The organism is Pseudoalteromonas sp. L23 (assembly GCF_021728455.1).
GTDB lineage: Bacteria > Pseudomonadota > Gammaproteobacteria > Enterobacterales > Alteromonadaceae > Pseudoalteromonas.
The window spans coordinates 1-14055 of the sequence record NZ_JAKKCW010000019.1 but is presented as its reverse complement, the minus strand read 5'-3'; the positions used below and the strand labels follow the sequence as shown (position 1 = coordinate 14055).

Below are 14055 nucleotides of genomic sequence, written 5' to 3'. Positions count from 1 at the left end.
ACCCTCTATTAAGTTAAGAGGAGCTGACGTGTTTCAAGTGGTGTTTTTAGCTGTTTTGCTGATGTCTTGCTCTCAGATCGCAAGCCAAATCTACATCCCTGTTTTACCTACTATCACGGATTCCTTACAGCTTACGCCTAGTCAAGGACAAGCAGCAGTAATTAGCTATTTCACTACACTAGGAGCTGCGCAACTGCTGGTTGGGCCGCTACGAGATAAGTTTGGCGATAGGCCTTTATTTTTTAGTGGGCTGGGTATTTTACTGTTAGGTACGGTTTTTTGCTCAATAGCATCTAGCGCCGAGGTATTTTTTATCGGTCGAGTGTTGCAAGGCATTGGTGCTGCATCGCCGGTGTTAATTGGCAGAACGCTTCTTGCTGCAAGATTATCAGGTGCAGAACTTAAAAGCGCGATGGCGACACTGGCAATGTCGGTGAGTGTGACTGCTATTTGTAGTCCATTCTTGGCTGGGGTGTTATCTGGCTGGGTAGGGTGGCAGGGGATGTCATGGTTTGCATTCGCATACTATGTTTTGATTTTGGTGTATGGCTATAGAATTATGCAGCAGAGCAGTAAAACTACTTTGTCGTTACGGCCAAACGCGCTCTTTTATGAATATCAAAGTCTATTGCTAAACCGATCATTTATTTCCCTCGCGTCGCTCAAATGGTTACCTACTTTTTTGTATCTTACCATTCAGTTGTATCTGCCGTTTTTACTGGCAAGGCAGTTTGGCTTGGAATCCAAAGCAATAGGTCAGGCGATGATGATCCCCATGTTTGGCTTACTCATAGGGTCAATATTAACTAAGGTATTGCAACGTAAGCGCTCCTATTTAGATATTGTAATTTGGACTTGGCCTGCATTAGTTGTCAGCGTGTTATTGCTGCTATTTGCAAGTGGTAGTGCGCTTGCTGTTCTGCTCGCTTATGCTGCGATTATGTTTGTATTTGGCGCGTATTTTCCAAGTTATATGCATCTCATTGGGGTTTTACATCCAGAAAAGGCAGGAACAGCGAATGCGCTGGTAGGGGCGGTTGAGCTGCTATTTTTTTCTTGCGTGGCATGGGTAGTCAATAAGTGGTTACTGAGTGGTGTAGAGTCTCTTGCGGTACTCGTTTTTGGCTGTGCATTGTTACTGTTTTTAACCTGGCGGCATTTATGCACTGTTTTTATGCCGGTTTGTAAAGAGTAATAAAATGCAGGGCTGCTTGCTATTACGGGGCGTTTATTTATGAGACTGGTGATTATGTGTGGTCTGCGAGTGAGGAAAAATACCAATGCAGTTTGAAACCGAACGTTTGTCCATGAGACGTATGACAATGGACGACCTTGATGCAGTTTATAGCCATCGGAAAAATCCAAATACGTCAAAATATATTGGTGCGCCTGCCACGTTCGAGTCGGCAAAAGAGCGGCTAGTTCAAGCATGCCAGCCTTGGAAGGGAGAACAAAACGAGCGCTTGATCTTGGCTATAGTGAGCAAACAAAAAAGAAAACTGATTGGCGAGCTAGTTTTTAAATATGTCGACGAAGAGAAAAAGGTTGGTGAAATTGGATTTCGATTAGCGGAGGATGAAATTGGTTGTGGCTACGGCTATGAGGCTGCTGCGGCGCTAATAAAGGCGGCTTTTCAACAGTGTTCTGTCGATACCATTCAGGCAATGTGCGCTGTTGGCAATCAACAGTCGCAGCGGTTGATGCTGAAGTTAGGGATGAAACGCAAATGTCGTTTAAAAGCCTTTTTGGATATAGGCGATGAAAAGCACGATATCTATATCTATCAATTAACGAGACCCCGCTATTTGACCTTGTAATAGGAACGAATTACGGTTAATTTAAGCGCTACGAGTAGACCTGCGTAGGTACTGTTTTTATTTGAGGGATTAAAATGGAATTTAAACTTTTAGCGCATCACAAAGCATTCATCCCAATCATTGCCAAGTGGTATTTTGATGAGTGGGGAAGCATTGTTGAAAAGGCCTCTGTAGAGCGGTTCGAGCAAAAGCTTTTAGACTACCTTAACGACTCTAGTATTCCTTGTGTAATCGTCGCGCTGGATGGCAACACAATCGCAGGAGTCGTGCAGCTTAAATTTCATGAAATGAGTATCTACACAGATAAAGAGCACTGGATTGGTGGCGTTTATGTGGATAAGCCCTATCGTGGAAATAAACTAGCGTCACGCTTAGTCAAAGAAGCAGAGCGATTAGCCTCAATATTTGGTGTTACCACGTTATATTTACAAACAGAGCATCCAGAAGGTGGACTCTATCGAAAACTCGGCTGGCAACCGCTCGAAAACGTCAATTACCGAGGTGTTGATGTCGTGGTGATGAGCAAAGCTTTGCTTTAGCTTTATACTGTAGCATAGATGCAAATTATGGTGGGTGTCGGTGTTAGCCGTACAGATTTCTATGATAATTTAAGAGAGTCAGATAAAGTAGCCTGACTTAAACAAACTAGTCTCCGATGAACTCGGGGCGATTCAATTTAGTAGTGATTCGCATACGTAGCATTTTTACTAAACGTTGGTTTTAGTGATAAAGATGGTGTGCAGATAGCAGACACCCACCATAACATAGATGCAAATTTATGGTGGGTGTCTGTGTTAGCCAGTTCTTTTTGCGACATAACAGAAATAAAATAAGGAATTATTATGAAAAAACACCTGCTACTTCTTTCCTTGATCAGCTCATACAGCTACGCCACACCTCAATATATCGACCTAAAGGAAGATACATTTCTCGATGGACAGCTTGACGCCGGATATACAATGTCTAGCTCTGAACTACTGAGAGTACAAGATGACTTTGTGCTCAAATCTGATAACAGTGTGACAAAGGGTCATTATCTTCACAATGACAATATGATCGAGTTCACCACAACAGACGGTAATATCAAGAAGCACTATCTTGGCAGGTTCATGTCTAATGGGTTATATCAGGGGACCTGGTATAACAATAACCTTGAATCTGGCGACTTCCAGCTAATGTTGCAATCGACAACTGGCGTTGCTGATCAGTCTTGTGACGAAGTAAAAATAAAAGATCCAGCGGCGCAATCAGGGATTTACACTGTTGAGCTTACTCAAAATGGTATCCCAACTTCTGTAGCCGTTTATTGCAATATGGAAGTTGCTCAAGGTGGATGGACTCTAGTTAACACCCGTGAGAAGAATGGTGGAGCATCACACACTCGCACCCAGGAACTGACAGATCCGATAACTCAAAAAAACCACTATATTGATGTGGCTGTGTGGCAAGCACTAAAATCGAATGCCACGCAGATCATGATTACGGATGGAAACAACGACAATTATGTAATGTTTGATTTTGCCCAGTTGGATACTGCAAATTGCCAGGTGCTGGTAGACGATCTGGCAAACACGCCTGTTTTTCACTCGGAACCAGGTTGCACTTATACAGGTTCTGACTATACCTACCTAAGCAATCCAAATAACGGAACTTATTTCACAACCGTTACTATTTACAATCTCGATTTTAAACCTACAGAACGCAGTGGTAAATATGGTACGGCAACGAGCGGTAACATGTTCTATTCACCGGAAAATATTCAAATTTACGTAAGATAAGCTATTCCCAGTTTTAAGTGTGGGCAGTGAAGATTGCCCGCACTTTCACCTTCAGATATTAGCATATGTTTAAGCCGTTCCCAAAAAATAAGTGACATGTATGGACGCTCTGTGTAGTGGTCAACTAGTTCCGGACAGTGAATTAAGTTTTTCTTCTGCTACTGCTGGAGCTTGCATATCGTTATGACTATGAGGCCTTCTCCAGTTGTAATAGTTCATCAAGTAAAAGCTAACGTCTTGTTCAGCTTCTTTAAATGAACTGTAGCCTGTACTTGGAAGCCATTCCGTTTTGAGACTTCTAAATAAACGCTCCATCGGGGCATTGTCCCAACAATTTCCTCTGCGGCTCATACTTTGTGTTATTTGATATCGCCATAGTCTTTGCCTAAATTTGATTGAGCTGTACTGACTGCCTTGGTCTGAATGGAACATAACTCCCCTAGGCTTGCCTCTTTGTTCATATGCTCTATCTAATGCTTTGATAGTTAATGCAGTATTTGGCTTTTCTGACATCGCCCAACCGACTAAAATAAAAAATAAGTGACATCCATCACTATTAACGTCAAAGCTGAGGAATAGGCAAATTAGTGGTGGGTGTCAGCGATTTGCAATAGCTTAAATTTCATGAAATGAGTATCTACACAGATAAAGAGCACTGGATTGGTGGCGTTTATGTGGATAAGCCCTATCGTGGAAATAAACTAGCGTCACGCTTAGTCAAAGAAGCAGAGCGATTAGCCTCAATATTTGGTGTTACCACGTTATATTTACAAACAGAGCATCCAGAAGGTGGACTCTATCGAAAACTCGGCTGGCAACCGCTCGAAAACGTCAATTACCGAGGCGTTGATGTCGTGGTGATGAGTAAAACATTAGTTTAGTTAAACAAGCTAGATTATAAGCTCAGGTATAAGGCTTTGAGGCATTAACGCAAGCACCAAGGCGATAGTTTCTTATAAAATAATGAAGCGATTAGCTTAAAGTGAATAATATTAACCAGAACTGTTAGATTTGAAAGCTGGGGCTTAATCAAACCTGATCGGTTCCAGTGTGAAAGTGTCATTCAGACAGAGTGACTCAAGCATTCTGAGCAAATTAGCACCATTTTAAACAGCCGATATTCGGTGGTGCCCGAGCAAACCTGCAACTGAATTTTCCCATTTTTTAACAGTTTTTTATGTATACAAGTGCCTTACTTGACCAAATAAAGTTAATAAAGTAATTACTACAAACAACAGTTGGTGGGCTAAATAAAAGCGCTTTATGGCATTTAAATCAACACTTGAAAAATACGCCTATTTATAAATTGCCCCGTAAATAAGCACCACTGCAAGCATAGCTAAAACAAGAACCAAAGCCACTAATTTTGTAACAAATGGATTTAGTAATTTAAAAAACTAGAGCCAGCTAACGCAATAAACATAGTGAGAATCGTAGTCTCAAAAAGGGCTTCAAATTTTACTTTTGACTTTTCCATTGGCACTAATTCTCAACGTATAACTGACACCTTGCGAAGGAAGGTATGAGCAGCGCAATACTGAAGCCGTCACATACCACTTTTAAATACCAATCACAACGCATAGTAAAAATGCCACACGTTGCGAATCACTCTTAAATAGTTTGTAGGTTTTAGCCGAAATGTTCCTCTCGATGACAATTTGGACACAGGGCCAGAACATTTTCGATTGTGTCGTCTCCACCTTGTGCTAGGGGTAGAACATGGTGAACCTCTAAATAAGGCGTGTTATCTGATTTTCTGATGAATGGTGCAGGCTTGTTGCAGTTTTCGCAGATTCCGTCAGCACGAATCAATGCTTCTGCGACAACATCTGGATTGCGAATATAGACAGTTGTTTTAACCTGAATTGCTTTTGGTGTAGCTTCCGCTTTTGATAAACGCTCAACTCTCTGAGCTCGAGTTAATGCTCTAGACCACGTTACTTGTTGTTCAAATTCTAATTGCTCGCTTACCTCGCTAAGGTATATTGCCCTACTAAGTTGATACTTTCGCCCTGCTTGCTTTCGGATCTTTTCTAGAGTTGATCCGTCTACAATCGTCGATTCTACTGAGAAAAGTCCTTGGTATACCCATTCATTTGCCTTTCTCTTTACGAATATCGGCACTGGCTCATCCTGTTGAGACAGCCAAAGCCCATGTTTAGCGATATCTATTCCAGTGCCACATAAAATTTCTCTTGGTGCATTTGGGTTCGAATTCAACTCAAGGTAAACACCAATAACTTTTTTGTTCCGAGTTCCCATGTAGCCTTGTATTTGGCCACCGATTAAAGAACTAATTTCTTTACGGCTATATTCTTGACCTTGTTTGAACATGCTTAGTCCTATTCGCAATGGATATTTACAAAGAAACATAACGCAGCATTAAGTGGTTAACCGCGCATGCCGCCGAGCCTAAGCCATTGTGCCGTAAATACTTCAGCTGAATCAATCCAAAAATGCGGAGCATTGGGAGCCAATCTTAAACGCCTTATTAGTTTTCCTTTCGTGCAAATTGCACAAAAGGAAAATAAAAAAATAAGTGACGCCCATCACTATTAACGTCTAAGCTGAGGAATGCGAAAATAAGTGACATCCATCACTATTAGCATCAAAGCCGAGGAAGTGAAGTAAAAAAGTATGGAAACACGTCCATCACTTTGGTCAAAAACGTTCATTCGATTTGCAGTTCTAATAAATATTGGTAATACCATTAACAGTTTTGCTAGTGATATTGCCAGTTTTGTCATACCCAAACTTGCGTGAGCCCCCCAAGCTGAGGAATAGGCAAATTAGTGGTGGGTGTCAGCGATTTGGTTAGCGATTTGCAGTTGCGGATTAGATCCATGCTTTCAGTATGTTTTTAACTGAAATTTTTCTATGATCATCGTAAATTCTTAAGGGAGTTGGGTCATGAATACAACGGTTAAAGATTGGTACATCGTTTCTGTTTTTGATGATGAGGAATTGATCGGCAAAATCCTTTGGGGCACTTGCGAAGAAGATGAGACTTACAGATTTTCACCGGGCAGCTATATCAGTACTTCAAAGGTTGAAAAGATTTTTCCTAACGAAAGATTAATCATTACAGCGAGTGGCAGTTTCTATCATGTGATCGGCAGTGGTGATGTTGCACAAGTACAGCTAAAAGACTTCGAACTCCTTCGCCACGGTTTCAGTCCTGAGCAGATCACCCAATTGAATTTGGCACCAAACGGATTTTTTCATTGAGCCACAAGAGCTAGAAAAAACAAAGCCCCGCTCCATGAGGGCGAGGCTTTGGATTCAAATCAAGAGATGTTTAGAAATTAATTGGGGCCTGTCCCCTATTTACTGCCTTGAATTAAGAAAAATATGAGTTCTCAAACTACTATTTTTTCAGCATAGTAGCTTTTTTATAACTATGACTATCAAAATCAAACTTAGAAAAATACAGTCTTAAATTTTCAAGCTCAACTGAATTATCGCAGACATTAGATTTTTTGTATTTGGGAGCAATGATAGAACCATCTTCAGCATAAGGGTTTAGCATATTCCCACATATTAGTAGGTCATCATTAGAGTCCACTAATGTACCAACATTAGATAATATGTACCTGCCGTTTTCTTTAACCAAAAATAAGTACAATAGCCCTTCGGTTACATAACTCGGAAAACCTCCGGCTCTTTCAAAGTCATAAAATGTGACTTCTTTAGCTTTAAAGCTGCCAAAAATAACTTCGTCAATTTCATACTTCAATTTCAATGCCGAACCAAAATCGACTGTAATTGCATTTGGCTTTATTAAGCCCGTATAGTCAATATCGGTAGTTTCAATTGACATCGGTGATGCAATAATAACTAATCGTTCAGAAGCCGAAGCTATAGTTATACATGTCATTAACCACGCAACTATAATTAACTTTGTATAGAAGATCATTTGTTATGCTTCCTTAATTGTTTCTTGAACGACTTTTTAAGTCGCTTAACTTCTTTTCTTCCTAATCGGCCTTTCACCATTCTTAATTGGAGTGTTCCATTTTCGATTTCGGTAACACCAATTCGATCACCTTGAACAACATAGTTTGGCAATTCTTGCGACAATGTGAACGTAGCATCTCCAACGCTATTTAACCCGTCTTGAGATTTTGTCTCAGGATGACCATGAATAACAGCCTGCGCATCCTTTAATGAGTCCTTTGTAAATTCAGCGCCAAACTCTTTTGGAGTTACACCATCTTGCGACAAACTTCCATCTTGATTAATTACCGATGCTTTTTCAACAGTACCAGTTAAAACTCTGTGACTTTCAGCATTATCAACTGCAATCTGATCACTTTCAGGTGTACCTTTTGCATCCCCACCACCCTTCACGGGGCCAATTTCAACACAATCTCGGCTACTGCTTTCTGCCGGACACATCCCAGTAGGATCTGTATATTTATACGGATTATTGGCAGCATAAGCATATCTATTAAAGCTATGAACATCGCGGAAACCGATAGGGTCATTAGAATAAAAACGACCTATGACTGGATCATAGTATCGTGCCTGCATATAGCTCAATCCAGTTTTTGTATCAAATCTTTTGCCGGTAAACCACTGATCATTCTGAGGATCTGTTGTATTTTTAACCTTCTCCCCAAACGGCGTATATTCTTCAGACGAAAAAGCTCTCCTAGCATCAGACGTACCAATTACTGATCCTAAGATATCAAAGTGCATATATCTGGCTACACTATTCTTTTCACTGGCTACCAATTTAGTGCCAAGGTACACTTTTTTTACAGGAAGGCCATCACCTTCAAGTAACCAAAGCAAGCTCTCGTTGTCGCCATTTATTTCGATACTTGTAACACCATTAGTTGTAACCTTTACTCTACGTCCCAAAGCATCATATTCATAACTACTAGAGTCATTACCATATGATGATGAAAGCATCTGCCCTGCGTCATTAAAGTCGAAACTATGTTTACCATTAGTAGTAACATTGCCGTATACATCGTAACTAAAGTTGTAATAGGTACCTGAAATACTGGAAAGTTGGTTGTTAGTATCGTAGTTATAAATATTAGTAATACCATTAACAGTTTTACTAGTGATATTGCCAGTTTTATCATACCCAAACTTGCGTGAGAGCCCCCCCAAGCTGAGGAATAGGCAAATTAGTGGTGGGTGTCAGCGATTTGGTTAGCGATTTGCAGTTGTGGATTAGATCCATGCTTTCAGTATGTTTTTAACTGAAATTTTTCTATGATCATCTTAAATTCTTATGAGGGTTAGGTCATGAGTACAACGGTTAAAGATTGGTACATCGTTTCTGTTTTTGACGATGAGGAATTGATCGGCAAAATCCTTTGGGGCACTTGCGAAGAAGATGAGACCTACCGATTTTCACCGGGCAGCTATATCAGTACTTCAAAGGTTGAAAAGATTTTTCCAAACAAAAGGTTAATCATTACAGCGAGTGGCAGTTGCTATAAATTGATTGGCGAAGGCCAAAAATCTCAAGTGCAATTAAAAGACTTCGAACTACTTCGGCACGGCTTCAGCCCTGAGCAGATCACCCAATTGAATTTGGCACCAAACGGTGTATTTCATTAAAATCAAGCAGGATATTATCATGACAACCCGAACAATTGATTTTCATAATGCCGAATGCTCAGCTTGTCACAAAAAACATGTCGATATCAGGACTGAGATAGTTGCTCCTTCGCCAGAACGTCCCAATGCAATTAGAAAGAAAATTATCTTTCGATGCGAAGATCACATTGACTGTGATGTTGATGAAATTGAAAAGCTCGCGCTGGTCAAAAAGCGATTTCAAGATCTAGATGAAGGTGACCTTGTTGATGGTGACGATTTTTTGAATCATATTGATCCAGACTGAGTAATTTTTTCCAGCCAGCTATCCCAATTTGGCATCGGCACCAAACGGATTTTTTCATTGAGCCGCTGCATCTTGAAAACAAAATCCAAGCAAGCTACCCCAGAAAAAACAAAGCCCCGCTAGTGCGAGGCTTTGGATTCAAATGTGTATCAAGGAAGCTCAAAATACTTTCTATGACGATGTATTTTACAAAGTTGCTCATCACAAAACTCAAGTTTAAGAGTGTTGAAATATGATGCACCTACATAAAAATTCCACACATTTTCACCTTCAAACATAGGGAAACCTACATCATGAAAAAGTGGCTTAACCATTACGTTAAAATCGCTTTTAGTTGCCAAAAAAGATTCCAATTGAGCATTAGATTTTATCTCGATAAAAACTGTTTCTCCTTTTCCAGCAACTTCCGTTAAAGACGTATTAAGCTTCTGATATGTTTCCTTTTTTGTATCACCAATAGTGAAACCATAAGCCGACCCTGACTTAACAGTGTTATTTATGTATGTCGCCCAAAGATAGGCGGGATAGGCTAAAAGCAAAGCAATTAGCGTAATCACTATTCCCTTCGTGGTCATTTAGCGGTTTTCCTCTTTGAACTCTACTTTATCGTGTTTGCTAGCTCCCGGTTGTCGAACTCCATTATTAACACTTGGAGAGCCACCGTCAGCCTTATGCGCTATAGCTCCTGCTGCTGAATTACTATTTACTCCACCTTGTAATTCTGGCACCGCACTATATTCTTGGCCTCCTTTCACGGAGTCCGCTATACCTGCAACTTTTGCATCACTAGCGTCTATTTTTCTATATGTCACAGTTGAACCTTCACTACTTAGACCTTGCCATGCAGCGGTATCAGACTGCAACGTTCCCTCTGAAAAGCCTTCTGTATTTGCTGTAACTTCTCCCATAGTATCATTTCCTACGTCACCGAAAGAGCGTACCGTTGCATTGGGATCTCCAATAGAAGTAGCGTTGTAAACAATAAAGTTGTGATTAGCTTTACTAGTAAAGCTTAAAGGGCGACTAACTAGATAGGCATCTAACCCATCAGGGTCAGTATATTTATACGGATTATTGTTCGCATATGCATAGCGGTTAAATCCATGGATATCACCTTTACTTAAATGTCCCATCGCATCCAATGGATCATTCGAATAGAAACGACCAATGACTGGATCATAGTATCGTGCCTGCATATAGCTCAATCCAGTTTTTGTATCAAATCTTTTGCCGGTAAACCACTGATCATTCTGAGGATCTGTTGTATTTTTAACCTTCTCCCCAAACGGCGTATATTCTTCAGACGAAAAAGCTCTCCTAGCATCAGACGTACCAATTACTGATCCTAAGATATCAAAGTGCATATATCTGGCTACACTATTCTTTTCACTGGCTACCAATTTAGTGCCAAGGTACACTTTTTTTACAGGAAGGCCATCACCTTCAAGTAACCAAAGCAAGCTCTCGTTGTCGCCATTTATTTCGATACTTGTAACACCATTAGTTGTAACCTTTACTCTACGTCCCAAAGCATCATATTCATAACTACTAGAGTCATTACCATATGATGATGAAAGCATCTGCCCTGCGTCATTAAAGTCGAAACTATGTTTACCATTAGTAGTAACATTGCCGTATACATCGTAACTAAAGTTGTAATAGGTACCTGAAATACTGGAAAGTTGGTTGTTAGTATCGTAGTTATAAATATTAGTAATACCATTAACAGTTTTACTAGTGATATTGCCAGTTTTATCATACCCAAACTTGCGTGAGCCCCCCCAAGCTGAGGAATAGGCACTCAGTATCCGCTCTGCATTATCATATAGGATGTTACTGATACTGTGGGAACTATTAATTCCATCTGTTATAGATGTAATATTGCTCTGTGCGTCATAGGAGTATGATTTCTTTATCAAGAAGTTTGAACCATTTTTGCCCCATATACTTGCCACTCGCATTTTACTGCTGTCTGTATTGAGCACATATTTCAGACCATTTCCATAGCTGAAGCTCTTTAGAGCTCCTGTAGGTTCATACAAAACATCCGTTACGTAATTTGAAGCCTTTGTTGGTTCTTTAAATGCGTTTGGTGCGTAATAAACGACTGAATTGTCTGGGTACGTTATGTTGCTTAAGCCACCATTTCCAGAGTATGCATAAGTAAAATCATAGTCGGTGCCATCCACTAACGTTGAGCGCGCGATGACTCGCCCAAGTTTGTCATAGCGATACGAGACATCTCCAACCCCATTTACAGCTCTGAGTAATTCACCCGTTGGTTTATAGGAATAGCTAATATCTTTTGTCGAGCCAGGGTAATTAGCTAATGTTCTACGATTAAGTGCATCATAGGTATAATACGTTGTGCCGCTGCCGTCTGTCCGTGAACTGGTGATATTACCTAAAGCATCTCTTCCGTAGTAATGACCGAATGCTGGATATACTTCTGAAGTGATGTAATCTTTATAAGTCGGATGGTAACCATATAAAATGCTATACCCTCCTTGTGTTACTGAAAGCAACTTACCAACACTATTTTTACTAAATGAAGTGATAATTGTCCCACTGGATGAAGGGGTATTAATCTGATAGACATATCCATCGTCAGCACTACCGTAACCTGCATAATGGTTAGTTGTGCTTGCCCCTCGACCGTCTGTAATTTTTGTTATATTGTTGCTTAAGTATTTATATATGCTGCTGGAGATTGGAGAGGTTAATGTCGTAAGCCGACCAATAGCATCGTATTCAAGTGATACACGACGTGGCTCAGTGCTCTGCAAGGACATAATAGATTCAAACTTTAGTTTGTTATCACTATTAAATGCTCTATTTTGATATCGTGTTATATTCAGGTGAGTATCTTGGTAAGATGTCAAATAGCTACGATTAAGTCCATCCAACTTATCTACTTGTTTGTAGTTGCCTTGTATTTTAGTAACACTATTCGTTCCATAGGTATAACTGATGTCATCGCCAGTAGGCAAATTAATAAAGGTTACGCGATTATTAGTGTCATAAGTATAACGAAAAGAGTCACCGTTTTGATTGGTAAAGCTAGAGAGCTTACCAAAGTAATTCACTGTGGCTTTCATAGAACCGATTGGGTAGGTTATAGCTCTAGGAATGCCTCTATAGTAATTGCTATAAGTTGTTGTATATCCTCTAGCATCTTTGACCGACGTCAATAACGCACCGGTATATCCAAAGGTTTTACTCACACCATTTTTGGTTTCACTTATTAGCTGGCCATTAGCATTATGAGTGCGGGTTATCGACAAATCATTACCAATGGTTCTATTCGCCAAAATATCCAATAACCACTTTGAACTATTGCTATAGTAACTTAGGGTTTGAGTTCTGCTGCCAACATTTCCTGTTTCAGTTACCGTTTTTGGAGAGCCGTACTTTGTAAAGTTACTATAGTTAGTTGTATACGTATCAGTTCCACCTACTCGATACTCACTATATACGGATTTGGTTTTCTGTGTTTTATGGGTATACCCCTCTAATAAATAAGTCATTCCATTTATCGATTTGCCTATTACACCACCTTTGGTCCAAGTATTTTCAGTTTTAGAAACTAAACCGCCATCATACACTTCTTCACTTAAAATCAGTCCTTCCCGCCATCCGAAACGTCGCGAATATGTTATTTTGGTTGCTACCCCTTCAGGGTTTGTAATTTTAATATATTTACTGTCAGAAACGTTTTCACCAACTCTTCCACCGCCGTTTTCTGAATAGTTGTAAGTCCAAATCATTGAAGGAAGACCTGGGCCCGATATCGATTTTCTAACAAGAGACATATGACTGCTATCTATATCTAAAAAATATCGTCCGGTACTCATATTCTTTTCTTTAGGAACATTTGAGCGGGCATGCAGAGTTTCTCTTACATTAAAGGTACCAATAGTACCGTTAGGATGTTGTATTGTTCCCGTTCCAGTTTCTATTACTTGATCATATTTCGAGGGAGGGCGTTCCGGTATGAGAGCTGCAAGAGCAAATTTCCAATATCGAGAGTCTGGTAAAGTGACTTTAGTTAAATCTCCATCGGTGTATGAGTATAACCAACTTCGTCCGTTTGAGGTGATTTTTGAAACCATTCCATCAGCGTTATACGTTAAGAGAATGCTTGCTCCATTGGTTTCATTACTTTGGATTTTGGTTAACTTTGCATCACTGTAGGTATAAGATATCGAGTTACCGTGCACGTCTTGCTCTTTGGAGAGAAGTAACGTCACCATTGAGCGTCCAGCAGGTTTAGTTGCACTAAGTCCCTGATATATGTTGTCAAATCGAGAGTAAGCAATTTGGCCAAAAGTATAAGTAGTACCATCCGGAGATTTAGCGCTATAAATACCGTTTGAACAACTGATTACCCAGTTTTCTTTATTCAAGAAGTATGCATTAGCTGGTAAGGAGTAAGTTACATTTTTTCCATAAAGCTGCATGGGTGTGTGTAACTCCCCCAAAAAATGAAACAGTTCATAAGTAGAATTTTCCATTAACTAAAATAGGAAAATTTACGATGAGAAAAAGCAAGTTCACCGAAACCCAAATTGTCAGCATGATCAAGGAAGCTGAA

Annotated in this window: 13 protein-coding genes and 1 pseudogene; 8 read left to right on the top strand and 6 right to left on the bottom strand. The window is 40.0% G+C overall.

Features of this window, described 5'->3' with window-relative positions:
- The first annotated feature begins 28 nt into the window (after positions 1 to 28).
- The 4 genes from L3V43_RS21140 to L3V43_RS21125 all read left to right on the top strand — a co-directional run bounded on the left by L3V43_RS21140 (position 29) and on the right by L3V43_RS21125 (position 3595).
- Positions 29 to 1195, top strand: coding sequence for an MFS transporter (locus tag L3V43_RS21140; RefSeq protein ID WP_029215701.1), 1167 nt, complete (start codon positions 29 to 31; stop codon positions 1193 to 1195).
- Between the two features lie 85 nt (positions 1196 to 1280).
- Positions 1281 to 1817, top strand: a complete 537-nt coding sequence (locus tag L3V43_RS21135) for a GNAT family protein (protein WP_237117359.1) — start codon at positions 1281 to 1283, stop codon at positions 1815 to 1817.
- A 74-nt stretch (positions 1818 to 1891) separates the two neighbouring features.
- On the top strand, positions 1892 to 2356 hold the full coding sequence (locus L3V43_RS21130; RefSeq protein WP_237117360.1) for a GNAT family N-acetyltransferase: 465 nt from the start codon (positions 1892 to 1894) through the stop codon (positions 2354 to 2356).
- A gap of 303 nt (positions 2357 to 2659) precedes the next feature.
- A complete protein-coding gene (locus tag L3V43_RS21125; protein WP_211865033.1) occupies positions 2660 to 3595 on the top strand; it encodes a fibrinogen-like YCDxxxxGGGW domain-containing protein in 936 nt (311 codons plus the stop codon).
- 120 nt (positions 3596 to 3715) lie between these two features.
- On the opposite strand, the pseudogene L3V43_RS21120 reads toward L3V43_RS21125, so the two are convergent.
- Positions 3716 to 4120: pseudogene (locus tag L3V43_RS21120) on the bottom strand (DDE-type integrase/transposase/recombinase); the annotation flags it as partial.
- A gap of 104 nt (positions 4121 to 4224) precedes the next feature.
- Here L3V43_RS21120 and L3V43_RS21115 point away from each other — a divergent pair.
- Positions 4225 to 4476, top strand: coding sequence for a GNAT family N-acetyltransferase (locus L3V43_RS21115; protein ID WP_235368175.1), 252 nt, complete (start codon positions 4225 to 4227; stop codon positions 4474 to 4476).
- 748 nt (positions 4477 to 5224) lie between these two features.
- On the opposite strand, the gene L3V43_RS21110 is transcribed toward L3V43_RS21115, so the two are convergent.
- Positions 5225 to 5929: an HNH endonuclease signature motif containing protein gene (locus L3V43_RS21110; protein ID WP_174169451.1), complete on the bottom strand. Its 705-nt coding sequence runs from the start codon at positions 5927 to 5929 to the stop codon at positions 5225 to 5227.
- Between the two features lie 576 nt (positions 5930 to 6505).
- Here L3V43_RS21110 and L3V43_RS21105 point away from each other — a divergent pair.
- On the top strand, positions 6506 to 6823 hold the full coding sequence (locus L3V43_RS21105; RefSeq protein ID WP_235367924.1) for a hypothetical protein: 318 nt from the start codon (positions 6506 to 6508) through the stop codon (positions 6821 to 6823).
- Between the two features lie 139 nt (positions 6824 to 6962).
- Here L3V43_RS21105 and L3V43_RS21100 read toward each other — a convergent pair whose 3' ends face one another.
- Both L3V43_RS21100 and L3V43_RS21095 read right to left on the bottom strand, forming a co-directional pair.
- A complete protein-coding gene (locus L3V43_RS21100) occupies positions 6963 to 7511 on the bottom strand; it encodes a hypothetical protein (RefSeq protein ID WP_235367923.1) in 549 nt (182 codons plus the stop codon).
- Entirely contained in the window at positions 7508 to 8512 is a 1005-nt protein-coding gene (locus L3V43_RS21095) for an RHS repeat-associated core domain-containing protein (protein ID WP_237117361.1), read from the bottom strand. The genes L3V43_RS21100 and L3V43_RS21095 overlap by 4 nt, the downstream gene beginning before the upstream one ends.
- A 345-nt stretch (positions 8513 to 8857) precedes the next feature.
- Here L3V43_RS21095 and L3V43_RS21090 point away from each other — a divergent pair, with 345 nt between their 5' ends.
- Together L3V43_RS21090 and L3V43_RS21085 are read left to right on the top strand one after the other, a co-directional pair.
- Positions 8858 to 9175, top strand: coding sequence for a hypothetical protein (locus L3V43_RS21090; protein WP_235367921.1), 318 nt, complete (start codon positions 8858 to 8860; stop codon positions 9173 to 9175).
- Between the two features lie 19 nt (positions 9176 to 9194).
- Positions 9195 to 9461, top strand: a complete 267-nt coding sequence (locus L3V43_RS21085) for a hypothetical protein (protein ID WP_237117362.1) — start codon at positions 9195 to 9197, stop codon at positions 9459 to 9461.
- 149 nt (positions 9462 to 9610) lie between these two features.
- On the opposite strand, the gene L3V43_RS21080 is transcribed toward L3V43_RS21085, so the two are convergent.
- Both L3V43_RS21080 and L3V43_RS21075 read right to left on the bottom strand, forming a co-directional pair.
- Positions 9611 to 10036 carry a hypothetical protein gene (locus L3V43_RS21080; RefSeq protein ID WP_237117363.1) on the bottom strand — a complete coding sequence of 142 codons (426 nt, stop codon included), beginning with the start codon at positions 10034 to 10036 and terminating at the stop codon, positions 9611 to 9613.
- Entirely contained in the window at positions 10037 to 13921 is a 3885-nt protein-coding gene (locus L3V43_RS21075; protein WP_237123944.1) for an RHS repeat-associated core domain-containing protein, read from the bottom strand.
- Positions 13922 to 14055: the final 134 nt, after the last annotated feature.